We start from the raw sequence: 22283 nt of genomic DNA, 5'->3' as shown, positions 1-22283 counted from the left end.
TGTAACATTTATCACAGTAATCTCTGAAATTTTGGTAAAAACCGACCTGCCCTTTTTTTATATCCATCATAAGCTTCAAAAGCAGACTCCAGAAGTGATTCTTCGTAACTAGACTTATAATAAAACAGAAAAAGTGTAAGGATACTGATGCACAATTTAAACCCATCCCCAAGCCATAAAGAAAAGCTAAACATAAAGAGAAGTATACCCGAATAGATAGGATGCCTGATGTATTTAAAAGCGCCGTTGGTTATCAATTTGGAATCGGCTTTTGGGGGAGGAAATGGAGATAAGTTTATATTTAGTTGAAGTAAGGCAACGATAATGAGAAGTACTCCAACTAGACCTGTGTAAAACCATATAAAATGCTCCAAGACCTCTATCTTAAACCAAGTGATATTCAAAAAAAAACTAATGAGACCTATAAATTGCAGAATCACTAAGACAACGTCTTTCAGCTTAAGCATAATTCTTATTTTTTTTTCAAAGTTAGTACTCTACTCAAAACAAGCTTTATAAAACCTAGGATAAACAATGCGATTTACTTCAAAAGATCTTTTTCTTAAACTTCAAGTTTTCACAATAGGTTCATAAATTTCGAAAAAAAATATTAACTTTAAGCTGACTTTTAAGTTTTCTATTAAAGACATCGAATTGAAGCTTTCAAGGCTTAGACTAAGATTAGTGAATCCTTTAATTTGAAAACAAACAACTCAAGAAAGCAATTTCAATAACCAGTTAAAATCTAAATTTATGAAGAAGATATTAGTTCCTATCGATTTTTCAATTCCCTCAGAAAATGCACTAAAAGTTGCTGCTAAGCTGGCGACAAAAAATAAGGCTGAGCTTCATATTCTTCATGTGATCGAGTTAGCTGAGTCGCTTTTCGGCACTGAGCAATTTAACGTGAATGATGAGCAGATACTATTTTTCATGAAAATGGCCAATAAGAAATTTGTTGAATTTTTAGACAAAGATTATCTCGAAGATATTACAACTGTAGAACATGTAGAACCAGGATCCACCTCAAGAATTATAAGAGAAGTAGTAGGAGAAAATGACATCGACATGGTTGTTATGGGGTCTAGTGGAGCATCTGGCCTTGAAGAAATTGTAATAGGTTCCAATACAGAGAAAGTGGTTCGTTTTTCTGAAGTGCCTGTGATGGTGATTAAAAACGAATTGAAAGATATCAATATTAAAAATGCTGTTTTTGCTTCAAACTTTGAGTTAGAGAATATGAAAGCTTATCAAACAGCAAAAGCTTTTGTTGATAGTTTCAAGGCTAAAATGCAACTCTTATATGTGAATTTACCTGGAAACCAATTTTATAGTACTACAGAAATTCAGGAACACATGAGAACCTTTCTGAATAAGATGGAAGTTCCTCTAACGAGAGATAACGTCGAAATTTATAATGATTATTCTCTGGAACAAGGAGTTCTAAACGGTGCACGATCTTTAAAAGCAGACCTCATCATTATTCCTACACACGGTAGAAAAGGTATCTCTCATTTTTTTAATGGTAGTGTAGGTGAAGATGTAGTTAATCATTCTGAACTTCCTGTGCTTACTCTTAAGATTTAGGTAAATTAGAAAGTACTATTTTTAAATTATGAAAAGAACAATGCTATCTATAATTTTAATCCTAATAATCTTTGGATGTACTGCTGTAGAAGATAATACTGTAATCACCATAAAAGGTGTTCTTATTGACCGAGAACTCAATCCAATTCAAGATATAAAAATTGAATTGGTTTCTTCTGATATAAACTCTTCCCAAGAACTTCAAAACTTTGGTTTCAACCTAAGTCATATAGACCGTATTGATGTCTTTGATGTTTCAAATGAAAGAGGAGAATTTAAATTTTTCTTTCCAAGGTCAAGTCTTAACCTTGCTCTATTTATTGATCAGGACCAGGGTTTAAATTTTCAATCTACAGAATTAGATGAAAATTTTCCTATTTTGATTATCGAAGATTCAAGTTCTTTAGACCTCAATTTTGAAGATTTGATACTCATACCGTCTGAATGAAAAAATTTACAATTTCTATTTTCATACTTTTATCCTCTTTTGGTTATAGCCAATCTATAGAAAAAGATAGCTTAACACAAAGTAGAATTGATAATCCTTTAGCTGTTCAAGTTGGCCTTCAAGGTTCAATATTCACTTCTTTAGATGATAATTTTATAAGTCAGGCCTATTCTCAAGATATTGGTTTCAATTTGGTAGCAAGATTTGGAATTAAAGAGTTTATAGGAATTGGTTTGAATTATAATCGACATGAGTTTAAGATTGATGATTCAAGATTTTTCGGATCTAACTTCCCCACAAGTCGATTCCATTCTTTTATGATTTTTGCATACTACCAACAGCCAATTTATAAAAATTTGACAGCTGAATTGAAATTTGGACTTTTTGACTCCACTATTAAAAACAGAGGCACCCTAAAAACTGGTAATTTGAAATATAACCTTAGTGGTGTTATAACTGGACTAAATATGGTTTGCTACTTAAGTGATAAAAAAGTAATTGGAATTAGTTTTGGGGCAAATGTTCACTTCAGTCTTTCAGAAACTATAGAGACAGCTCCCGCAGAACAAAATTTTATAAATAAAAATATTTTTTCGACTTTAAACCTTGGGATTGTCATAGGGAATTAACAATACAGCAAGATTAAGGTGTTTTTTTATTTAAGAATAGCATTTTTTTCTGTTCAACACAGTTTTATTTTTTTGATTTGATTAATTTGATTAATTTTAAAAAAAAATGAACAGCTAGTTTATTTGATGGATTGCACTATGATTTTTTTCCACTAGTAATTTATTACAATTAATATTTTTTCATTTCGATATGATTTTCCAGATCAGATATTTTTTCAAATCCAAGATTTACATAAAACCTTTGGGCTTTACTATTAATCTTAAACACTTGTAATCGGATTTGTTTTTTTTTCGTTTTGGCTCTTTTTATTATTGGTTCCATAACTAACTTCCCAATTCCCAAATTCTGAAAATTCTGTTCAATTAATAAATTTTCTATGTAGATTTCGAGGTCAGTTTCTTTAATTACTATAAATCCAATTTTTTTTTCATTATGCTCAATTAACTTAATGTCGTGAGCAATAAATTTTTGTTTGTGGATTTCTCTCTGAAATGAATCGTTCCAGCCCCAAATTTTTTCCACATACTGTTTAATCGAATTTCTTTTAATTCGATATGTTATTTCTAAATCAGATGTTTCTGCGTTAATTAAATTCAATTATCTTTTTGATTTTATCAAATTTACTACATCGATTTATATCTCCTTTAAGGATGAAAAATATCATAAATAATTAAGGTGATTTAAGCAATTTTTCAAGAATGTGATTTAATGATCTCAACTATGTCTTGTTTTTGAAGCACACCACTCTGTCTCCATTTTTGTTCGCCGCCCTTAAAAATAATCATAGTTGGCACTCCCCTCACTTGATATTTTGCGGCTAGCTTTTCGTTTTTATCAACATCAATTTTAATGATTTTGATACCATCCCCCAATTCGCCTTTGACCTCTTTTAAAATAGGCGCAAGCATTTTACAAGGACCACACCAATCTGCGAAAAAATCAACAAGAACGGGAGTTTCACTTTTAATCAACTCGTTAAATTTTTGACTCATAATTCACTATTTTTTGGTTAGACTCAACTTCATACAAAGATAGACTTACTAAGAGTTAAAACGTTTAAAAGCTGCTTTTTCTAGACTCTCACGATGATCAGGATGGGCAATTGATATCAAAGCTTTTGCTCTCTGTTTTAAATTTTTACCATAAAGATCTACCACACCATACTCAGTTACTATATAATGAACGTGAGCGCGAGTTGTTGTTACTCCAGCACCTTCCTTTAAAAACGGAGTGATTTTTGAGATTCCTTTTTTAGTAACGGAGGGCATAGCAATAATCGCTTTTCCTCCTTCAGACAGGGAAGCTCCACGAATAAAATCCATTTGACCACCCACTCCAGAAAATTGCATTTGCCCAATAGTATCAGCACATACTTGGCCTGTCAAGTCAATTTCGATAGCAGAGTTGATCGCGGTGACTTTAGGATTTCGTCTTATAATAGCTGTATCGTTTGTATATGCTGCCTCTTTCATGTGGACTAACGGATTATCATCCATAAAGTCATATAACTTTTGCGAGCCTACAGCAAAACAAGTAACGATCTTTCCTGTTTTCACTTCCTTCTGACTTCCGTTGATGACCCCACTTTCCACTAAAGGTAAAATACCATCTGAAAACATTTCGGTATGGATACCTAAATTTTTATGATTCCCTAAGTTTTGCAAGGCAGCGTTGGGAATGGCACCAATACCCATTTGTAAGGTAGCACCATTTTCCACAAGACTGGCTATATTAACCCCTATTTTATTTTCAATTTCTGAAGCAACGGGAAGATCATGACCATAAATTGGAGCATCTTCTTCAATTGCGAAATCGAGCTCACTCATGTGAATAAATCCATCTCCATGGGTTCTAGGCACTTGAGGATTCACTTGTGCGATCACCAATTTGGCGGTTTGGATAGCAGGAATAGTAATATCAATAGATGTCCCTAAAGAACAGTAACCATGACTATCTGGAGGTGAAACTTGGATAAAGGCAACATCTAATGGTAAAATGGATCGCCTAAACAGCAGATGTATCTCACTTAAGAAAATCGGTATATAATCGCCATGTCCCTCTTTCACAGATTGCCTTACGTTGGATCCAACAAAAACGCTATTCATTCTAAAAGCTTGAGAATAAGGTTTTTCTGTATAAGCCGCTTGACCTTCAGTATGAAGGTGGATAATTTCAACATCATTAAGGGATTCATAACGGGATACCAAACCATCAATCAGTTTGTAGGGCGTCATGGCTGCACCTTGTATAAATACTCTATCCCCAGATTTTACTTTTGAAGACGCTTCCTCTAGAGAAACGTTATTGAGTTGGTAATTCATGTGTAAAGGATTTCAAATTGTATTGCAAAAATACAATTCGATACAGGTTATAATTTAAAATAAACAAAAGTTTATAACAATGATTTTAACCAGTCTTCACCATCCTTTTCATTAGAAAACACCTTGTAGGGAACAGGTTGTTTCTGAAGGAGGAGAATCGATTTTAATGCCATTTGAATAATAAGACTTGGGATTATATAGGCCGTTCCCTGACAGTGGTTTTGGATTAGTGTCCAATTTTCTTTTATCCAATTCGCTTGTTGGTTTTGGTGAGAGAATTTAGGAATAACCGCTTTAGTCGCTTCAAAAATAATAGCTATAGGTTTTTGATGGGAGTAGCATTCTTTAAGGGCCTTTAAGTAATTATGAAAATTCAAATCTGTACTTTTCTCTCCTGTAAAGGTAACTTTCACTATTGGAAAGGCGGAGTTATCGATAACGGCATAGGGTTTATGTTCCATATTTCATCAAAGTTAAATAAAATTTAGACTTCAAGGTTTAAAAAGGAATCGTTTTTAGAAGGTAATTCTGTACTCCCCATTAAAAATCGATCTACTTCTCTAGCGGCTTCTCTACCTTCAGAAATCGCCCAAACTACTAAAGACTGCCCCCTTCTAGCATCCCCTGCTGCAAAAATCGATTCTACGCTAGTTTTATACTCTTTAGCTTCTACAGTCCCTGCCTTAGATTGCGTTACGCCTAAACTTTTTAGAAGAGCATTTTCTGGCTGTGTAAATCCTACAGCTAGCAAAGCCAACTCACAAGGTATCAATCGCTCTGTCCCTTCAATTTCTCTCATTTGTTGTCTACCTCGGTCGTTTACCCATTCGGTATCAACAAGTTTGATATGAACAAGTTCTCCCTTATCATTCCCTACAAATTCTTTGGTCAGAGTACTCCATTTACGTTCACCACCTTCATCGTGAGAAGAGGAAGTTCTTAACGTCATAGGCCACATGGGCCAAGGGTCATTTTCGCCTCGTTTGCTTTGTGGTTTTGGCATAAGCTCAAGTTGAAGTACCGAAGCAGCACCTTGTCGATGAGAGGTTCCTATACAATCCGAGCCTGTATCACCACCACCAATAACAATCACATTTTTACCTTCAGCAGATATTTTATCATCACACTTAATCCCTGAGATTTCTTTATTCTGTAGCGTTAAAAAATCCATTGCATAATGGATGCCTTTTAAATCGCGTCCAGGGATAGGTAAATTTCTAGGCACAGTAGACCCCGTGCAAACAACAATCGCATCGAAATCTTCCTTGAGCATCTCAGGATTGATGCTTTTGCCTACTTCTGCATTGACTTTGAAACGGATACCTTCATCGTCCATAATTTGAATTCGTCTATCCACTACCCATTTTTCAAGTTTAAAATCTGGAATTCCATAACGAAGCAAGCCTCCAATTTTAGATTCTCTTTCAAAAACAGTTACCCAATGTCCTGCTTTATTAAGTTGATCTGCCGCAGCAAGACCTGCAGGACCAGATCCAATTACTGCAATTTTTTTCTCTGTCCTCACTTCCGGAGGATTGGGGGTGATAAGCCCCAGTTCATGGGCTTTTTCGGCAATTGTTTTTTCAATATGTTCTATGGCTACAGGAGATTTATTAATCCCTAACACACAGCTAGCTTCACAAGGCGCAGGGCAAATCCTACCTGTAAATTCCGGAAAGTTATTGGTAGAATACAATATCGAAACCGCATCTTCCCAATTCTCATCGTAAACAGCTTCATTAAATTCTGGTATAATATTTCCTAAGGGGCATCCAGAATGACAAAATGGAACTCCACAGTCCATACATCTTGCAGCTTGAGTTTTGGTTTTATCCTCTGGAAAAGGCTCAAAGATTTCCTTAAAATCTCCAATTCTATCCTTGGGATTCCTTGCATTTGGAAGCTCCCTATCATATTTCATAAATCCATCATGTTGTCCCATTATGCTACTATTTTTTTATTTTGTTCTTCTTGTTTTTTTGCTTCTAAAATACGCTTGTAATCAGTTGGTATCACTTTAATAAATTGAGTGTATATCTCATCAAAACGATCTAGTATTGATTTTGCTTTTTCACTTTTAGTGTAGTGATAATGATTTTCAATTAAGGTCTTTAGTTCTTTGTAATCATCTTTGGAAGGAGATTCTAATCCCACCATAGCTTTATTACAATTGGATCTAAACGTGTTTTTTTCATCAAAAATATAGGCGACGCCTCCACTCATCCCTGCAGCAAAGTTTTTGCCTGTTTCTCCTAAAATGACTAATCTACCTCCTGTCATGTATTCGCAGGCATGATCTCCAACACCTTCAACCACAGCATTTACACCAGAATTTCTCACTCCAAAGCGTTCTCCAGCCATTCCGTTAATATAGGCGTAACCTGAAGTTGCTCCATAGAAAGCAACATTACCAATAATAATATTTTCTTCGGATTTAAATCCAGAGGGTTGTGGTGGATAAATAATCAATTTACCGCCTGATAGTCCTTTTCCGAAGTAATCATTAGACTCCCCTTCTACTTCAAAAGTAACTCCTTTCGCTAAAAAGCAACCAAAGCTTTGCCCTGCAGAGCCCTTAAATTTATAATGAATGGTATCCTCTGCCAAACCTTCAGCTTTATATAGTTTACTTATCTCATTAGATAAAATTGCACCAGTAGCACGATTTACGTTTCTGAGAGAAAAAGCATGATTTACCTTAGTGTGATGTTCCAAAGCAGGTTTTGCTTTTTCTAAAAGTTCCCAATCCAACACCTCATCAATTTCATGGTCTTGCTCTATTTGTTTATAAACACCAACTTGTTCTGGGATTTTTTCTTGATATAAAATCGGACTTAAATCCAAATCTTTGAGTTTCCAGAAGGGAACTTCTTTTCTCACTTTGATGACTTCAGAATGACCTACCATATCACTAACAGTTTTAAAACCAAGTTGGGCCATGATTTCTCTAAGGTCTTCAGCTAAAAAATTGAAGTAATTCACCACATGTTCTGGTTTTCCAGTGAATAATTTTCTCAATTCTGGATTTTGAGTAGCCACTCCTACTGGACATGTATTGGTATGGCATTTCCTCATCATAATGCAACCCTCGACAATCAAAGCTGCAGTGGAAACGCCCCATTCTTCTGCTCCTAAAAGGGTGGCAATAGCCAAATCCCTTCCTGTACGCATTTGTCCATCTACTTGAACCGTAATCCTACTTCTTAAATTGTTCTTGACAAGTGTTTGGTGTGCTTCAGATAGCCCTAATTCCCAAGGTAAACCCGCGTGACGGATAGAACTTAATGGGGAAGCACCTGTCCCACCGTCAGCGCCAGAAATAAGGACGACATCGGCGTTGGCTTTGGATACTCCTGCAGCTACAGTTCCTACACCTGCTTGAGATACCAGCTTAACGTTTATCCTGGCAGTACGATTTGCATTTTTCAGATCGAAAATAAGTTGAGCTAGATCCTCTATAGAGTAGATATCGTGATGAGGTGGAGGTGATATTAATCCAACTCCTGGTGTTGAATGTCTTACTCTTCCTATCCATTCGTCCACCTTATGGCCAGGTAACTGACCCCCTTCTCCAGGCTTAGCTCCTTGTGCCATTTTAATTTGTAACTCATCCGCATTGGTGAGGTAATAGCTTGTGACGCCAAAACGTCCAGAAGCCACTTGTTTTATAGCAGATCGCTCCCAATCTCCATTGGGTTTTACATCAAATCTAGCTTCGTCTTCGCCTCCCTCTCCACTGTTACTTTTTGCGCCGATCCGGTTCATAGCAATAGCCAATGTAGAATGTGCTTCATGGGAAATTGAACCAAAGGACATAGCTCCCGTTGCAAAACGTTTCATAATATCTTTTGCAGGTTCTACTTCAGATAATGGAATAGGCGTTCTTTTTTTAAATTCAAAAAGACCTCTAAGGGTCAAAGACTCTTTAAGCTGATCGTTGACTTCGTTAGCAAATTTTTTATATAGTGCAAAGTTGTTTGTTTTGGTAGAATGTTGAAGCAAGTGGATAGTTTGTGGATTAAACAGATGCTTTTCACCACGTTGTTTCCATCGGTATATTCCGCCCACTTCGAGACTCTGTTTCACCCCTTTATTATCTGGATAAGCCTTGTGATGTCTAACCAAAACTTCTTTGGCAAGTCCATCAAAATCAATGCCTTCAATTCTCGAAATTGTACCCTTAAAGCATTTTTCTACCACCGTGGTATGCAATCCTAAAGCTTCAAAAATTTGAGCTCCTTGGTAAGATTGTAAGGTGCTAATACCCATTTTGGATAAGATTTTTAATAAGCCATACCCAATCGCTTCTTGATAATTCGAAACTGCCTTTTCTTTTGTAATATCAGCATCCAACCTACCATCTTCTTGAAGATGTTCTATAGATTGAATCGCTAAGTAAGGATTTACCGCACTTGCTCCATAACCAATTAAAGTGGCAAAATGATGTGTTTCTCTTACATCTCCTGCTTCAACAAGAATTCCTACCTTAGTTCTTAAGTTGAGTTTTACGAGATGATGGTGAACAGCACCTGTAGAAAGTAATGAAGGAATAGGAGCATGACCTATGTCGATAGCTTTGTCTGAAAGTATCAGAACTTTCTTACCGGATTCCACGGCGTTCTCTGCTGCTTTACAAACCAAATCAATGGCTTTTTCTAAACTATCAGGCTTACCATCCGCTTCAAAGACGCAGTTGATAAAAGCATAATCGAATCCTTTTTCCTTTAAATGCTTAAATTTTTCTATGTCAGAATTTAGCAACACAGGTTGTGAAATATGTATTTGTTTGGTGTGTAATTCTGTTTCATCTAAAATATTAAGACTTTCTCCCACCCTTGTAAATAAGGACATCACCATACGTTCACGTATAGGATCAATAGGAGGATTACTAACTTGGGCAAAGAGTTGCTTGAAGTAATTAGCAATATGTTGACTTTGTTTACTCAAAATAGCGAGCGGAGTATCTGCTCCCATAGAACCGATGGGTTCAGTAGCTCTTACAGCCATATCGCCTAAAATGATTTTCAATTCTTCTGAAGTATACCCGTAAGCATTCTGTAAGTGAAGAAGATCTTTACTGGAGAGGATCTGTTTTTCAAATTCTGGAACTGGCTGATATCTAAGCTTAATTCTCTGATTTTTGATCCACTGTGAGTATGGTTTATCTTTTACAATTCTGTGTTTGATTTCATCGTCAAAAAGGACTTTATTTTGATCTAGATCTGCAAGAAGCATACGACCTGGTTGTAGTCTTCCTTTTTTAATGATTTCACTAGGATCTACTGGAAGTGCTCCAGCTTCAGAAGAAATTATAAGTCTATTGGTAGAGGTGATGTAATATCGTGAAGGCCTTAAACCGTTTCTATCTAATGTAGCACCAACGCTTTTTCCGTCTGTAAAAATAAGAGCAGCCGGGCCATCCCAAGGTTCCATAATAGAAGCGTGATATTTGTAAAAGGCTTTACGCTCTGGATCTATAGAGACATTATCTTGCCATGCCTCTGGGACTAGCATCATCATTGCATGTTCCAATGGGCGTCCATCTAATACTAACATTTCTACCATGGCATCCAAATTAGCAGAATCTGAATGTTCTGGATTTGTGATTGGTAACAAACGTTTTAAGTCTGAATCTGAAAAAACTTTAGATTTGAAGTTTGCTTCTTTCGACTTCATTTTAGTCACATTACCACGAATGGTATTGATCTCTCCGTTATGAGCTGTAAAGTGAAAAGGCTGCGCTAACTTCCAATTTGGAAAGGTATTGGTAGAAAATCGAGAATGGATAATTGCAAAGGCTGATTTGAAATTAGTATTTCTAAGATCTTCATAGTAAGCTCTTAATTGATTAGTCCTTAATTGGCCTTTATAAACAATCGTCTTTGTAGACATACTACAAACATAAAATGCTTTATTATTTCCTTTAAGATGGTGGCCGATATAATGTGTCACAGAATTTCTAAGAACAAATAATTTTCGTTCTAATTCGTCATTAGACATTTCAGTTTTAGGCTGTATAATGACTTGTTTTATGAGAGGTTCTAAAGGTTTAGCACCAACTCCAGGAACTTTGGGATCAATTGGCACTTCTCTATACCCCAGGATCTCAAGGCCTAAATCCTCTGAGTGTTCTTTAAGGATTTCCGCACATTGCGAAGCGACGCTTAGCATCTTTGGAAAAAACAACATCCCCACCCCTACAGCTGTTTTTGAATCTAAAGTGACCTCAGCTTCTTTTGCTATCCAGTTGATAAAATCTTTATCGATCTGAATGAGTATACCTGCACCATCTCCAGTTTCTGGATCTGCACCAGTTCCTCCACGATGCTCCATATTTTCCAACATGGTTAAAGCATCATCTATTAATTTAAACTCTTTTTTACCATCTATGTTTATAACTGTTCCGATTCCACAAGCATCATGTTCAAAACTAGGATCGTATAACGAATCTCTCTTCATAAGCTCTATCTAAAATTTATATAAGGATTATTTCCTAAAACTAGTTAATTTTGAAGAAGATAATCATTAAATAAGCTATTCTTAAGTATACTTTTTGTTAAAATTGATATTTATCCAGATCTATTTTTTTGCAGAAGATAAATCTAGAATATAAATATGCAATCTTATTTTTTATTCAAATCATATATGTAAGACTCGAAAAAGAACATTTCAAGTTTTAGAATATTTCAAATAAAATCTAGATTTGAACGTTTTCCCATTATAAATCTATTCAAATTTATAATCCAACTTCAGAAAAACTCTTCAAATAAGTTCTTACCTTTACACATACTAATTCTCTTAAAATGAAAACCTTACTCTCCTTTTTTTTAATTTTTCTTTTTTCAAATCTAAGTTTTGGTCAACAATGGCTAGATAATACTTGTAAAATTGAGAATGAAATAACCAATGAGGAATATACCTCAGCTCAATCCAATAATATTTTAACGCTGATTGTAGATCAAGAAGGGAAGCTTTTAATGAACGGACAAAAGAAAGAAGGCCTTTCAGAAATACAATTTAAAGAATCTGTATATGATTTTTTGGTAAATCCTTCAAGTATAAAAACTAAGTCAAACTCTCCCAAGCAGGCTATCATAGCCATAGGATCTTATGGCGAACACAAAAATTATGATCTTATTTTGAGATACGTTAGGGAGATATATTTATATGCTTGGGACACTTATTCCGAAGAAAAATATCAAGTTATTTATTCAAATTTGGATTGTAAAAAGAGAGAGAAGATAAGAAGTAAAAACTTTCCTTATAATGTTATAGAGTTAAGCAAAGAAGAAGATGATTCTAAAAAACCTAGCTTTTCACCTGGTGTTCCTCCGTTTGCTGGAGATGTCATAGATAATTAAATATCTAAATCTATAGTTTGCACAACTTGAGATTTATTAGATTTCATCTCTAGGTGTAAAGAAATATAGTCGCTGAAGTGAATAAGTTTAAGAACTCCAGAATTTATTTGCTCAAAACCTGCATCGGGACATTCACATAATTTTCTAAACACTACTTTTTGATTTTTCAAGCTTTGATTTTTTGAATGAATTTCTTTAAACCTAAGCGGTATTTGAAGATAAATCTCTTCACTGTATCCTTTGTTGGAAGAATCTTTATATTTAATAAACACCACTTGAAAATCTTCGTCCTTCTCTATAGTAACTTCAGTTATTCCGGTGTTGTCTCCTTTTAAAATAAGTCTCGACTCTTTAAAGACTTCAACTTCGCAATCTCCATCGCCAGGACAATCTTGAAGTAATGGTAAATCAGTTTGAGAACTTTTGCAAGCCGTGAGAAGAATAACAGCCAAAAAGGCAAAATATCTCATTTTAAATATAGTCATATGCAAATGAAAGCATACTTAATTAAAGCATTGAAGGTTTAAACAATAATTTATCAGTTTTACAAAAACCAAACCACTAACAATAACTTTTGTTTAACTCTAAACCTATTTTATTAAACAATAAAATCTTTATTTTTGAGCCATGATATATGAAATTCATACTAGACAAAAACTACCTATTTCTAAGCAAGAAGCTTGGGACTTCTTATCCGATCCTAAAAATTTACAGGAAATAATGCCAGACGAAATGGGTTTCGAAATTATGTCTGGTGCAGATCGTAAAATGTTTACTGGTCAATTATTGCAGTATAAAGTGACTCCACTACCAGGTTTCAAGACTAAATGGGTCACAGAAATTACTCATGTACAGAAACCAGATTATTTTGTGGATATCCAATTGTATGGTCCATATGCTCTATGGCATCATAAACACTTTATTCATGAAATTGAAGGAGGAGTTGAGATTGAAGACCTTGTGCATTATAAAATCCCCTTTGGAATTTTAGGAAGGATGATGCACCCTATACTAGTTAAACCAAAACTAAACGAAATATTTAAGGCTCGAGAAGCTAAAATGGTCGAAAAATTCGGTCAATATTAAATTTAAATTTATAACTGATGAAAAAGAATATTTTATTAATTGGAGGAACAAAAGGAATTGGACTTGAAATCGTAAAAGAACTAAGTCCAGATCATAACATTATTGTTGCATCAAGATCTGATGAAAATTTATCTGATTATGATGTAACGTATCACAAGTTTGATGCGTTGACAGATGATATTTCAGAATTAGATTTACCAGACACCCTAGATGGCTTTGTATATTGTCCTGGTAGCATCAATTTGAAACCTTTTAAAATGATGAAGCCTGAAATTTTTGAAGAAGATATGCAACTCAATTTTATGAGTTTAATGAAGGCTACACATGGAGTTCTTTCAAAATTGAAAAACTCAAAACAAGCTAGTATCGTTTATTTCAGTACTGTAGCTGTACAAACAGGTTTACCATTTCATACAAGTGTTGCCGCAGCCAAAGGAGCTATAGAAGGATTTGCTAGATCTTTAGCCGCAGAATACGCCCCTTCTTTTAGAGTAAACGTTATTGCACCTTCACTTGTGAATACTCCTCTAGCTAATAAATTATTAGGAAACGATAAGAAAAAAGAAAAAATGGATGAAAGACACCCCCTAAAACGTGTTGGTGAACCTTCAGACATTGGTAAAATGGCAAGTTTTTTACTTTCAGATAACTCTACTTGGATCACAGGACAAGTTCTTGGAGTAGACGGTGGTATGGGAAGTTTGAATGTAAGCTAGATCCCTAGAAAATAATTTTAAAGAAATCTTCTTGCAGGTCGTTCAACTTGTAAGAAGATTTTTAAGTTTATATAAAGGTTTTAAAAACAGTTCAAAATGAAAAATAAGGTAAGAGTATTTTGGTTTAGAAGAGATATGAGACTAGAGGACAATGTGGGACTATACCATGCTCTATCCGGAGATTTTCCAGTTGTGCCGCTCTTTATTTTCGACAAACACATTCTCAATGAACTCCCAGAAGACGATGCTCGGATAAGCTTCATTTTTGAACAATTACAAAAAATGAGGTCGCATTTGCAGGACCATTACGAGTCATCAATCGCTACTTACTATTCAACTCCAGAAGAGGCTTTTCATGAACTCCTTAAAGAGTTTGAAGTGGAGGCTGTTTATACCAATAGAGATTATGAACCATACGCTCACCAAAGGGATGCTAAGATCAGTGCCTTATTAGCAAAACAAGGGATAGAATTTCATGATTTCAAAGATCAAGTCATCTTTGAAAAAACTGAAGTTGAAAAAAATGATGGTGGAATGTATTTGGTCTTTACCCCCTACATGAAACAATGGAAGAAAGAATTTGAAAACATAGATTTAAAACCTTTTCCTTCTGAAGATCTGCTCGGCAATACCTATAAAAATTCAAGATTACCCAATGTATCCTTATCGGATATGGGTTTTGTAAAATCTTCTATACAAGTTCCAGACTATACTATCACTAAAGATTTACTTGAACATTATGAGAGTACTCGCAATATCCCTTCCATAGAGGGAACTTCAAGATTAAGCCCTTATTTAAGGTTTGGAATGATTGGTTACAGAAAACTCGTTCAAAAAGCATTATCAGTCAAAAACGAAACTTTTTTAAATGAACTTATTTGGCGAGAATTTTATAAAGCCATCCTCTACCATCATCCCGAAACCCAAAACAGAGCCTTCAAACCTAAGTACGATCGCATCGAATGGCGAAATGATGAAAATGAATTTGAAAAGTGGAAAAAAGGGAAAACTGGCTATCCTATTGTAGATGCTGGAATGAGGCAACTGAATGAAACGGGGTGGATGCATAATCGTTTACGAATGGTTGTAGGCAGTTTTTTATGCAAACATCTTTTAATCGACTGGCGCTGGGGCGAAGCGTATTTTGCTGAAAAACTTCTAGATTATGAAATGTCTTCCAATGTGGGAGGTTGGCAATGGGTCGCTGGCTCTGGAGTAGATGCTGCTCCTTACTTTAGGATTTTTAATCCTTATTCTCAAACCGACCGATTTGATAAGGATAAGAAATACATTATGAAATGGATTCCAGAATTAAACACAGATCGGTATCCAAAACCTATGGTAGAACATAAAATGGCTAGAGAGCGCTGTTTAGAAACCTACAAAGAAGCGGTAAAGTCTTAGATAAGTCTCATAAATAGGTCATTATGGTAAATGTAGTTTGGTTTAAAAGAGATTTGAGGTTGCAAGACCATGCCCCTCTTCATCTGGCTTTGCAAAAAAGACAGCCTGTCCTCCTACTTTATATCTTTGAGCCTATGCTTCTCAACGATTCCCACTACAGCGAACGCCATTTTAGGTTTATTAAAGAATCATTAGATGGACTCCAAAAACAATTGGAAGCTTATCACACTCAGATCTTGATTGTGGAAGGCAAAGCAGAGGATGTTTTCAAAACCATACACCAGCAACTTAGCATCAAATCTGTCTTTTCACACCAAGAAACAGGTATTCAAATCACATTTAATAGAGATAAAAGTCTAAAGCTCCTTTTCAAGTCTCTTAGCATACAGTGGAAAGAGTTTGTAAATAATGGTGTGATTCGAGGTCTTCAAAATCGAAAAACATGGATTAATTCTTGGGAAAATTTCATGTCACAAGACCTACTGCCTTTTTCTGCAAGTCAAGGTCAGTTTGTAAATCAAAATCAAATCAATAGTCTAAAGGGTCAGTTCAATCTAGTGAATTTATCAACAGAAAGAAATCTGAACTTTCAGAAAGGTGGTCGACCTACTGCCCTTCGCTATCTCAGAGGGTTTTTGCAAGATCGCTATCCCAATTACCAAAAAAATATTTCTAAACCGCTACTGGCAAGGAAATCCTGTAGTCGACTATCTCCTTACATTGCATGGGGAGTCTTATCTATGAGAGAAGTCATTCGAGCTAGTATAGAGATTGAAGACAAGACCAATCACAAGCAAGCGCTTTCCCAATTTCAATCCAGGCTTCGGTGGCAGGCTCACTTTATTCAGAAATTTGAGATGGAATACCGCGCAGAATTTCAAAATTTCAATAGTGCCTTTAATGTTTTAGAAAAGCCCTACAACAAAGCTTTGGTAGATGCTTGGAAAAAAGGAGAGACCGGTTTTCCACTGGTAGATGCAAGTATGCGGTGTTTAATACAAACAGGTTATTTAAATTTCAGAATGCGAGCTCTTTTAGTCTCTTTTTTCACGCACTTGCTCTGGCAAACATGGCAAGAGGCCTCTTCGCATTTGGCAAGCCTGTTTTTAGATTTTGAACCGGGTATTCACTATCCGCAATTACAGATGCAAGCTGGAACTACGGGAATTCACACCTTAAGAATATACAATCCTGTCAAAAATTCTTATAAGCATGATCCTGATGGAGAATTTATCTTGACATATCTCCCTAGTCTAAGGGCGATTCCTTTAGAGTTTGTGCACGAACCTTGGAGGCTTACCGCAATGGAACAGAGCATGTATAATTTTGAATTAGGAAAAGATTATCCAAGACCTATCATAGAAATGGATACCACTCGGCAACATGCTTCAGATTCAATTTGGAAAATTATTCAATCTCAAAGATCCAAAATGGAAGGAAAAAAAATCCTAAAACGACACACCTTAAGAGGGAGTCATTAACTAAATTTTTGCCTGGCTTTTTCCAAATCTTCAGGGGTATCGATACCAATACTTACTTCAGAGGTCTCTACCATTTTTATGGTTTTTCCATTTTCTAGGTAACGGATGCATTCAATTTTCTCTGCAGCCTCTAGCGGACTCATCGGTAATTTATAAAAGTCCATCAGCGCTTTTTTTCTAAAGGCATAAATACCGACATGCTTAAAGTAATCTACAGTGATATCTTTGGCTCTATGAAAGGGAATTGGCGATCTAGAAAAGTAAAGTGCAAAATTCCTTAAGTCAGTAATCACCTTGACGTGGTTAGGATTTTGGATATCCTCTTCCCCCGTTAATTTAACTTTTAAAGAGGCTAAATCAATAAGTCCCTCTGTATCATTTTCAAATTCTTTCAAAAGTAAGCTCAAAGCTTTTTCATTGATAAAAGGCTCATCCCCCTGAACATTCACCACAATGTCAACCTCCATGTCTTGCACAGCTTCAGCAATGCGATCACTCCCACAATCGTGTTCTTTTTGACTCATAATCGCTTTGCCACCTTCTTTTTCAATTTCGGAGAAAATAATTTCAGAATCGGTCACTACATAGACCTCATCGAAGAGTTGAGTGGATTTGGCAGCTTCGTATGTTCTAACTATCACCGTTTTTCCCGCTAAATCTTGCATGAGTTTACCAGGAAATCGTGACGCCTGGTAACGGGCTGGAATCATAGCAATAGCTTTAAAGTTCTTGTGCATAGTTTATGGTTTTATAGGAGCTTATAATTGGTTGTCTTCAAAAAAATCATCTTTAAATCCTATTAAGTAAAGTTTTTCCTTTGCTCTAGTACAGGCTGTGTAGAGCCATCTTAAGTAATCTTTTCCAACTCCATCAGGCAAGTAAGGCTGTTCAACAAATACCGTATCCCATTGCCCCCCTTGTGACTTATGACAGGTAATGGCATAACTAAACTTAACTTGTAAAGCATTAAAAAAGGTATTCTGTTTCACTTTCATGAATTTTTTATATTTTGAAGTGATGTCCTCGTAATCTTTAAGAACTTCTTGGTAGAGTTTATTGGACTCTTCGTAAGGTAAAGATGGAGAATTCATACTTAAGGTATCTAACATAATCACCGTCTCAAAAGGTTTCATTTTGGGATAATCTACCATTTGAACTTTCACTTCGGCGAATCTAAAACCGTATAATTCCTTTAACCCGAAAATTTCTAGAATTTCTACGATATCTCCGTTGGCTATAAAACCCGCATCACTTTTGGGCTTGACCCAGAAGTAGTTATTTTTGACCACCATTAAAAAATCACCAGGAGCAATTTCATCCTCTCTCAATAAAATTCGACTCCGTATTTGTTGATTATAAAGGTTTGCTCGTTTATTGGACCTCACAATAATCGCCGTCTCTTCGTGACCAAGATTATCGTAGGCATCGTTGATGGCATCAAGAATTTCATAACCGTCTACAAGCCTTACCATATCTGTATTGTTGGTCAATAGAAATTTGAAATTCTCAAAGTCTTCTGTTTCAATCGTTTCTCGAATCCGAGTCGCATTTAAAAGAATATCACTTTCAAAACGCTGGCGGACAACTTCATCGAGTTCAACGGGAATCACGTCCATCTGGTAATGCGTAGACAATGTCTTTTCGTCCAGAGCCGGACTCAGATTAGATTTCACGGGTGGTAACTGGGCTGTATCCCCTATAAAAATCAATTTACAATTATCGCCTGAGTAAACGTACTCCATAAGATCATCCAAAACAGAACCCCTGTTAAAGAGTTGATCTCCACTTGGAAAATCTGGAATCATGGAGGCTTCATCGACTATAAAAATGGTGTTTTTATGTTTATTTACCTGAGGAACAAATTCGACACCTCCACCAGAAGTGCTTTTAGGCTGATAAATTTTACGATGAATGGTTTGTGCGTATTGGTTGCTGTAATTTGTTATCACTTTGGCAGCACGTCCCGTAGGTGCTGCAAGTATCACTTTCTTTTTGACTTTCCAGATATTTTTTACAAGAGTTCCAATAATAGTTGTTTTACCGGTCCCGGCGTAACCTTTCAATAAAAAAATACGATCTACAGAGGTTTCCAGGACAAATTTTGATAAAAGTTGGAGCGTGAGATCTTGCTTTGGCGTGGGGGTATGCCCGAAATCGGTTCGTAGTGCTTTATAAAACTCTTGATTATCCATAAAAATTGAAGTAAATCTTAAATTTCAAATATAAGGACGATTTTTTTGTGCTATACTTTTGTGATTGAAAAAAAGTTGTAGTTTTGCTAATGTCAAAAATTCTTAATTTTAAGTTATGAAGATTGTAATACAAATTGTTTTATGGGTTGTTATTGGAGTATTAGGTTATTTCGTTTACCAATCTGTTTATGGTCCAGTTGAATTCAACAAAATTCGCGATAAACGCTACATAGATGTTGTAGAAAAAATGAAGGACATTCGTGATCTCCAACTAGCCCACAGAAATATCGAAGGAAACTACGAGGATAGTTTCGATGATCTATTGAAATTTGTTGATACAGCACAATTTGTGATTACACAAAGAAGAGATACTACCTTCCTAGATGAAGAATACAGAAAAATATACGGAGTAGATAAATATAAAGAAGATGTGGTGATAGACACCCTTAGCTTTGCTTCCGTAAAAGATTCTATTTTTGGAAGTTCAGACAGATATAAAGATATCATGTATATCCCACATACCGATAAGAAAAAGTTTGAAATGGACGCTGGTTATATTGAAGAAAATGGAAATAAAATCCCAGTTTTTGAGGTGAAAGCTCCTAAGGATGTTATTCTTGCAGACCAAGATAAAGATTTGCTTGTTCAAGAAAAACAAATAAAATCTGTAGATGGTGTGGACGGTGCTTACATACAAGTAGGTTCTATGAAACAAGTAAATACAAATGGTAACTGGCCAAAAAACTTTGGTGACAATTAAATGAGTGATCACTCAAATCATATCTATAAAAGTTTATCCATCTTCATTTTACAAGATGGATTTTCTTTTTTAATTCTAGATGAATACCAAACCCCATTGGAGTATAAGTCATTTCAGCTTCCTAGTATGTCTTCAACATCAGAACTACTTAATCTTATTAAACCATACATCAATACCGCTTTTATAGAGAGAGAACACATCCAATCTGTAGATGTGATCTATGGAAATCCTCAATTTACTATAGTACCTCAGGATCTTTTCGATCAAGATCACCTTCCGCATTACCTGAAATACAGCAGTCAATTGATAGAGGGAGATGATTTTGCGTTCGATGAGATTCCTCTAGCTAAAGCCAATACAGTATATATTCCCTATATCAATATCAACAATTATCTTTTCGATATTTTCGGAACCTTTACGTTTACTCATCTGTTTACAGGTCTTATAGAAAAAGGATTTGTAAATAGTAAAGCCAGCAATGAGTATCTTCTCCTTCATTCAACAAAACATATGTTTTATCTTGCTGCTTTTAGAAATGAACAGCTTTTACTTTCCAACGCTTTTACTTTTGAAACTGCTGAAGATTTCGCCTATTATGTTTTATTCACTATTGAAGAATTAAACTTGAACCGACTAGAACTCATTCTCGATTTCACCGGTAATTTCGATAAGTCTGAAGATAATAAAGCTTATCAAATTTTATCGAATTACATTAAAACCATGGCGTTTTCAAATAAAAAAACTCCGTATCATTTTGAGAATCAAATAGGGTTTAACGAACATTATAATTTGATCTAACTTATGCGCATAGTATCCGGACATCTAAAGGGTAGACGTATTATTGCTCCCAAAAAACTTCCCGTAAGACCTACAACAGATATGGCTAAAGAGGGGCTTTTCAATATATTGAATAATAGAATTCACTTTCAAGATATAGAAGTCATAGATTTATTTGCAGGAATTGGAAGTATTTCCTTTGAATTTGCTTCGAGAGGAACTCAACGGATTACTGCTATTGATAAAAACTACGACTGTATTAAGTTTTTAAGCAAAACCGCTGACGAACTTGAAGTGCCCCTAGACGTTATTAAAAGTGATGTTTTTGACTATTTGTTAAAAACACCACTTAAAGCAGATCTTATTTTTGCTGACCCTCCTTACGATTTATCTCTAGAAAATTTTGAGACTATAGAAACGACAGTGAGAGAAAGAAAACTCTTGAATGAAGATGGAATCCTTATTATAGAGCACTCCAAACATTCCAAACTTGACCACATAAAGAGTTTTCAAGAACAACGCCGCTATGGCAATTCTGTTTTTAGCTTCTTCGAAATGGAAAAATAAAATATTAGAAATACGGTCTAACCTGGTGCTTCTTTAGAGAATTTCAACAGAGATTAATTACCTTTGTAAAAATTGAAATATGAAAAGTTTTCTACCTTCTGAATTAGAAACCAAAAACGTGTATGGTATGCTGTCAGGATCTATAGGTCCTCGTCCCATCGCTTTTGCTAGTACAGTAGATGAAAATGGAGTTCCCAATTTATCACCTTACAGTTTTTTTAATGTCTTTAGTGCAAATCCCCCTATTTTGATTTTTTCTCCAGTGAGAAGAGTGAGAGATAATTCCATAAAACATACCTTGGAAAATGCAATACAAACCAAAGAAGTCGTGATAAATGTCGTGAACTGGGATATGGTTCAGCAGATGTCCTTATCGAGTACAGAATATGATCAAGGGATTAATGAGTTTACAAAATCCGGCCTAACTATGTTGAAGTCCGATCTTGTTACTCCCCCAAGAGTGAAAGAATCTCCTGTCCAATTTGAATGCAAGGTAAACGAGACTATTGCATTGGGTAAAGAAGGAGGAGCAGGAAACTTGATCATTGCAGAAGTGATCAAAATCCATATTCGAGAGGATCTATTAGATGAAGGCTTACATATCGATCAACATAAAATAGATTTAGTCTCAAGGATGGGTGGCAACTGGTATTCTCGTGCTAATCAAGGGATGTTTGAAGTTGAAAAACCTGTTTCCAAAACGGGTATTGGAGTAGATCAACTCCCAGAATCTGTCCGATTAAGCTCTGTTTTAACCGGGAATAATTTAGGTCAATTAGGGAATTTGGAATACTTACCTACAGAACGGGAGAATAAATCTTACATCAACGAAAATGAATTAGAGCATTTGGTTAAAGGCAACTCGAAAGAACAGCTTCATGCCACTGCTCAAGACTATATAGAAAAAAATGAGCTTGAAAAAGCTTTACATATATTACTCGCAAAACAATAAT

At 35.4% G+C, this 22283-nt stretch carries 22 protein-coding genes; 12 read left to right on the top strand and 10 right to left on the bottom strand.

Annotation, left to right across the window (positions count from 1 at the left end; genetic code table 11):
- Positions 1–11 precede the first annotated feature (11 nt).
- A complete protein-coding gene (locus PGOND44_RS02760) occupies positions 12–467 on the bottom strand; it encodes a methyltransferase family protein (protein WP_003436378.1) in 456 nt (151 codons plus the stop codon).
- Between the two features lie 286 nt (positions 468–753).
- On the opposite strand from PGOND44_RS02760, the gene PGOND44_RS02755 reads away from it, so the two are divergent.
- The 3 genes from PGOND44_RS02755 to PGOND44_RS02745 are packed head-to-tail and all read left to right on the top strand — an operon-like array spanning position 754 to position 2664.
- The gene (locus tag PGOND44_RS02755) at positions 754–1587 is read left to right on the top strand and encodes a universal stress protein (protein WP_003436376.1); all 834 of its coding nucleotides are present in this window, start codon (positions 754–756) and stop codon (positions 1585–1587) included.
- Positions 1588–1615: 28 nt separating this feature from the next.
- Entirely contained in the window at positions 1616–2035 is a 420-nt protein-coding gene (locus PGOND44_RS02750) for a hypothetical protein (RefSeq protein ID WP_003436373.1), read from the top strand.
- Entirely contained in the window at positions 2032–2664 is a 633-nt protein-coding gene (locus PGOND44_RS02745; RefSeq protein WP_003436370.1) for a hypothetical protein, read from the top strand. Before PGOND44_RS02750 ends, PGOND44_RS02745 begins: the two co-directional genes overlap by 4 nt.
- Before the next feature lie 169 nt (positions 2665–2833).
- On the opposite strand, the gene PGOND44_RS02740 is transcribed toward PGOND44_RS02745, so the two are convergent.
- The 6 genes from PGOND44_RS02740 to gltB form a co-directional block, all read right to left on the bottom strand.
- Entirely contained in the window at positions 2834–3262 is a 429-nt protein-coding gene (locus tag PGOND44_RS02740) for a GNAT family N-acetyltransferase (RefSeq protein ID WP_003436367.1), read from the bottom strand.
- A gap of 95 nt (positions 3263–3357) precedes the next feature.
- Positions 3358–3657 (bottom strand): thioredoxin, encoded by a 300-nt coding sequence (gene trxA, locus PGOND44_RS02735; protein ID WP_003436364.1) that lies wholly within the window; start codon positions 3655–3657, stop codon positions 3358–3360.
- A gap of 48 nt (positions 3658–3705) precedes the next feature.
- Positions 3706–4986 carry an acetyl-CoA hydrolase/transferase family protein gene (locus tag PGOND44_RS02730; RefSeq protein WP_003436362.1) on the bottom strand — a complete coding sequence of 427 codons (1281 nt, stop codon included), beginning with the start codon at positions 4984–4986 and terminating at the stop codon, positions 3706–3708.
- Positions 4987–5057: 71 nt separating this feature from the next.
- On the bottom strand, positions 5058–5447 hold the full coding sequence (locus PGOND44_RS02725; protein WP_003436360.1) for a hypothetical protein: 390 nt from the start codon (positions 5445–5447) through the stop codon (positions 5058–5060).
- 23 nt (positions 5448–5470) lie between these two features.
- On the bottom strand, positions 5471–6928 hold the full coding sequence (locus PGOND44_RS02720; protein WP_003436358.1) for a glutamate synthase subunit beta: 1458 nt from the start codon (positions 6926–6928) through the stop codon (positions 5471–5473).
- A complete protein-coding gene (gene gltB / locus PGOND44_RS02715) occupies positions 6928–11445 on the bottom strand; it encodes a glutamate synthase large subunit (protein ID WP_003436356.1) in 4518 nt (1505 codons plus the stop codon). Before gltB ends, PGOND44_RS02720 begins: the two co-directional genes overlap by 1 nt.
- Before the next feature lie 344 nt (positions 11446–11789).
- On the opposite strand from gltB, the gene PGOND44_RS02710 reads away from it, so the two are divergent.
- Positions 11790–12347, top strand: coding sequence for a hypothetical protein (locus PGOND44_RS02710; RefSeq protein ID WP_003436355.1), 558 nt, complete (start codon positions 11790–11792; stop codon positions 12345–12347).
- On the opposite strand, the gene PGOND44_RS02705 is transcribed toward PGOND44_RS02710, so the two are convergent.
- On the bottom strand, positions 12344–12817 hold the full coding sequence (locus PGOND44_RS02705; protein ID WP_003436353.1) for a hypothetical protein: 474 nt from the start codon (positions 12815–12817) through the stop codon (positions 12344–12346). The two genes, PGOND44_RS02710 and PGOND44_RS02705, sit on opposite strands and share 4 nt — an antisense overlap.
- Positions 12818–12974: 157 nt before the next feature.
- On the opposite strand from PGOND44_RS02705, the gene PGOND44_RS02700 reads away from it, so the two are divergent.
- The 4 genes from PGOND44_RS02700 to PGOND44_RS02685 all read left to right on the top strand — a co-directional run bounded on the left by PGOND44_RS02700 (position 12975) and on the right by PGOND44_RS02685 (position 17034).
- Complete coding sequence (locus tag PGOND44_RS02700; RefSeq protein ID WP_003436351.1) at positions 12975–13433, top strand: SRPBCC family protein; 459 nt, start codon at positions 12975–12977, stop codon at positions 13431–13433.
- A 17-nt stretch (positions 13434–13450) separates the two neighbouring features.
- Complete coding sequence (locus PGOND44_RS02695) at positions 13451–14149, top strand: SDR family NAD(P)-dependent oxidoreductase (protein WP_003436349.1); 699 nt, start codon at positions 13451–13453, stop codon at positions 14147–14149.
- 96 nt (positions 14150–14245) lie between these two features.
- Positions 14246–15553: a cryptochrome/photolyase family protein gene (locus tag PGOND44_RS02690; RefSeq protein WP_003436347.1), complete on the top strand. Its 1308-nt coding sequence runs from the start codon at positions 14246–14248 to the stop codon at positions 15551–15553.
- A gap of 23 nt (positions 15554–15576) precedes the next feature.
- Complete coding sequence (locus tag PGOND44_RS02685; protein ID WP_003436345.1) at positions 15577–17034, top strand: cryptochrome/deoxyribodipyrimidine photo-lyase family protein; 1458 nt, start codon at positions 15577–15579, stop codon at positions 17032–17034.
- Here the strand turns inward: PGOND44_RS02685 and kdsB are convergent.
- Complete coding sequence (kdsB, locus tag PGOND44_RS02680; protein ID WP_003436343.1) at positions 17031–17771, bottom strand: 3-deoxy-manno-octulosonate cytidylyltransferase; 741 nt, start codon at positions 17769–17771, stop codon at positions 17031–17033. The two genes, PGOND44_RS02685 and kdsB, sit on opposite strands and share 4 nt — an antisense overlap.
- A gap of 21 nt (positions 17772–17792) precedes the next feature.
- Entirely contained in the window at positions 17793–19226 is a 1434-nt protein-coding gene (locus PGOND44_RS02675) for an ATP-dependent DNA helicase (protein ID WP_003436341.1), read from the bottom strand.
- A gap of 115 nt (positions 19227–19341) precedes the next feature.
- Here PGOND44_RS02675 and PGOND44_RS02670 point away from each other — a divergent pair, with 115 nt between their 5' ends.
- The 4 genes from PGOND44_RS02670 to PGOND44_RS02655 all read left to right on the top strand — a co-directional run bounded on the left by PGOND44_RS02670 (position 19342) and on the right by PGOND44_RS02655 (position 22282).
- Positions 19342–19986: a hypothetical protein gene (locus tag PGOND44_RS02670; protein WP_003436339.1), complete on the top strand. Its 645-nt coding sequence runs from the start codon at positions 19342–19344 to the stop codon at positions 19984–19986.
- Entirely contained in the window at positions 19987–20784 is a 798-nt protein-coding gene (locus PGOND44_RS02665) for a DUF3822 family protein (RefSeq protein ID WP_003436336.1), read from the top strand.
- A 3-nt stretch (positions 20785–20787) separates the two neighbouring features.
- A complete protein-coding gene (locus PGOND44_RS02660; protein WP_040555710.1) occupies positions 20788–21330 on the top strand; it encodes an RsmD family RNA methyltransferase in 543 nt (180 codons plus the stop codon).
- Positions 21331–21409: 79 nt separating this feature from the next.
- Positions 21410–22282, top strand: a complete 873-nt coding sequence (locus tag PGOND44_RS02655; protein WP_003436333.1) for a flavin reductase family protein — start codon at positions 21410–21412, stop codon at positions 22280–22282.
- Position 22283: the final 1 nt, after the last annotated feature.

The organism is Psychroflexus gondwanensis ACAM 44 (genome assembly GCF_000355905.1).
Lineage (GTDB): Bacteria > Bacteroidota > Bacteroidia > Flavobacteriales > Flavobacteriaceae > Psychroflexus > Psychroflexus gondwanensis.
The sequence above is the reverse complement of the archived record's forward strand: the minus strand, read 5'-3'. Positions and strand labels throughout refer to the sequence as shown.

What these genes read in the sequence shown, in the direction of transcription:
- PGOND44_RS02670 (WP_003436339.1), top strand. Translation starts at nt 19,342, where the DNA reads ATGAAGATTGTAATACAAATTGTTTTATGGGTTGTTATTGGAGTATTA.
- PGOND44_RS02725 (WP_003436360.1), bottom strand. Translation starts at nt 5,447, where the DNA reads ATGGAACATAAACCCTATGCCGTTATCGATAACTCCGCCTTTCCAATA.
- PGOND44_RS02760 (WP_003436378.1), bottom strand. Translation starts at nt 467, where the DNA reads ATGCTTAAGCTGAAAGACGTTGTCTTAGTGATTCTGCAATTTATAGGT.
- PGOND44_RS02655 (WP_003436333.1), top strand. Translation starts at nt 21,410, where the DNA reads ATGAAAAGTTTTCTACCTTCTGAATTAGAAACCAAAAACGTGTATGGT.
- PGOND44_RS02755 (WP_003436376.1), top strand. Translation starts at nt 754, where the DNA reads ATGAAGAAGATATTAGTTCCTATCGATTTTTCAATTCCCTCAGAAAAT.
- PGOND44_RS02700 (WP_003436351.1), top strand. Translation starts at nt 12,975, where the DNA reads ATGATATATGAAATTCATACTAGACAAAAACTACCTATTTCTAAGCAA.
- PGOND44_RS02710 (WP_003436355.1), top strand. Translation starts at nt 11,790, where the DNA reads ATGAAAACCTTACTCTCCTTTTTTTTAATTTTTCTTTTTTCAAATCTA.
- trxA (WP_003436364.1), bottom strand. Translation starts at nt 3,657, where the DNA reads ATGAGTCAAAAATTTAACGAGTTGATTAAAAGTGAAACTCCCGTTCTT.
- PGOND44_RS02695 (WP_003436349.1), top strand. Translation starts at nt 13,451, where the DNA reads ATGAAAAAGAATATTTTATTAATTGGAGGAACAAAAGGAATTGGACTT.
- PGOND44_RS02705 (WP_003436353.1), bottom strand. Translation starts at nt 12,817, where the DNA reads ATGAGATATTTTGCCTTTTTGGCTGTTATTCTTCTCACGGCTTGCAAA.
- PGOND44_RS02685 (WP_003436345.1), top strand. Translation starts at nt 15,577, where the DNA reads ATGGTAAATGTAGTTTGGTTTAAAAGAGATTTGAGGTTGCAAGACCAT.
- PGOND44_RS02660 (WP_040555710.1), top strand. Translation starts at nt 20,788, where the DNA reads ATGCGCATAGTATCCGGACATCTAAAGGGTAGACGTATTATTGCTCCC.
- PGOND44_RS02745 (WP_003436370.1), top strand. Translation starts at nt 2,032, where the DNA reads ATGAAAAAATTTACAATTTCTATTTTCATACTTTTATCCTCTTTTGGT.
- gltB (WP_003436356.1), bottom strand. Translation starts at nt 11,445, where the DNA reads ATGAAGAGAGATTCGTTATACGATCCTAGTTTTGAACATGATGCTTGT.
- PGOND44_RS02690 (WP_003436347.1), top strand. Translation starts at nt 14,246, where the DNA reads ATGAAAAATAAGGTAAGAGTATTTTGGTTTAGAAGAGATATGAGACTA.
- PGOND44_RS02750 (WP_003436373.1), top strand. Translation starts at nt 1,616, where the DNA reads ATGAAAAGAACAATGCTATCTATAATTTTAATCCTAATAATCTTTGGA.
- PGOND44_RS02720 (WP_003436358.1), bottom strand. Translation starts at nt 6,928, where the DNA reads ATGGGACAACATGATGGATTTATGAAATATGATAGGGAGCTTCCAAAT.
- PGOND44_RS02675 (WP_003436341.1), bottom strand. Translation starts at nt 19,226, where the DNA reads ATGGATAATCAAGAGTTTTATAAAGCACTACGAACCGATTTCGGGCAT.
- PGOND44_RS02665 (WP_003436336.1), top strand. Translation starts at nt 19,987, where the DNA reads ATGAGTGATCACTCAAATCATATCTATAAAAGTTTATCCATCTTCATT.
- kdsB (WP_003436343.1), bottom strand. Translation starts at nt 17,771, where the DNA reads ATGCACAAGAACTTTAAAGCTATTGCTATGATTCCAGCCCGTTACCAG.
- PGOND44_RS02730 (WP_003436362.1), bottom strand. Translation starts at nt 4,986, where the DNA reads ATGAATTACCAACTCAATAACGTTTCTCTAGAGGAAGCGTCTTCAAAA.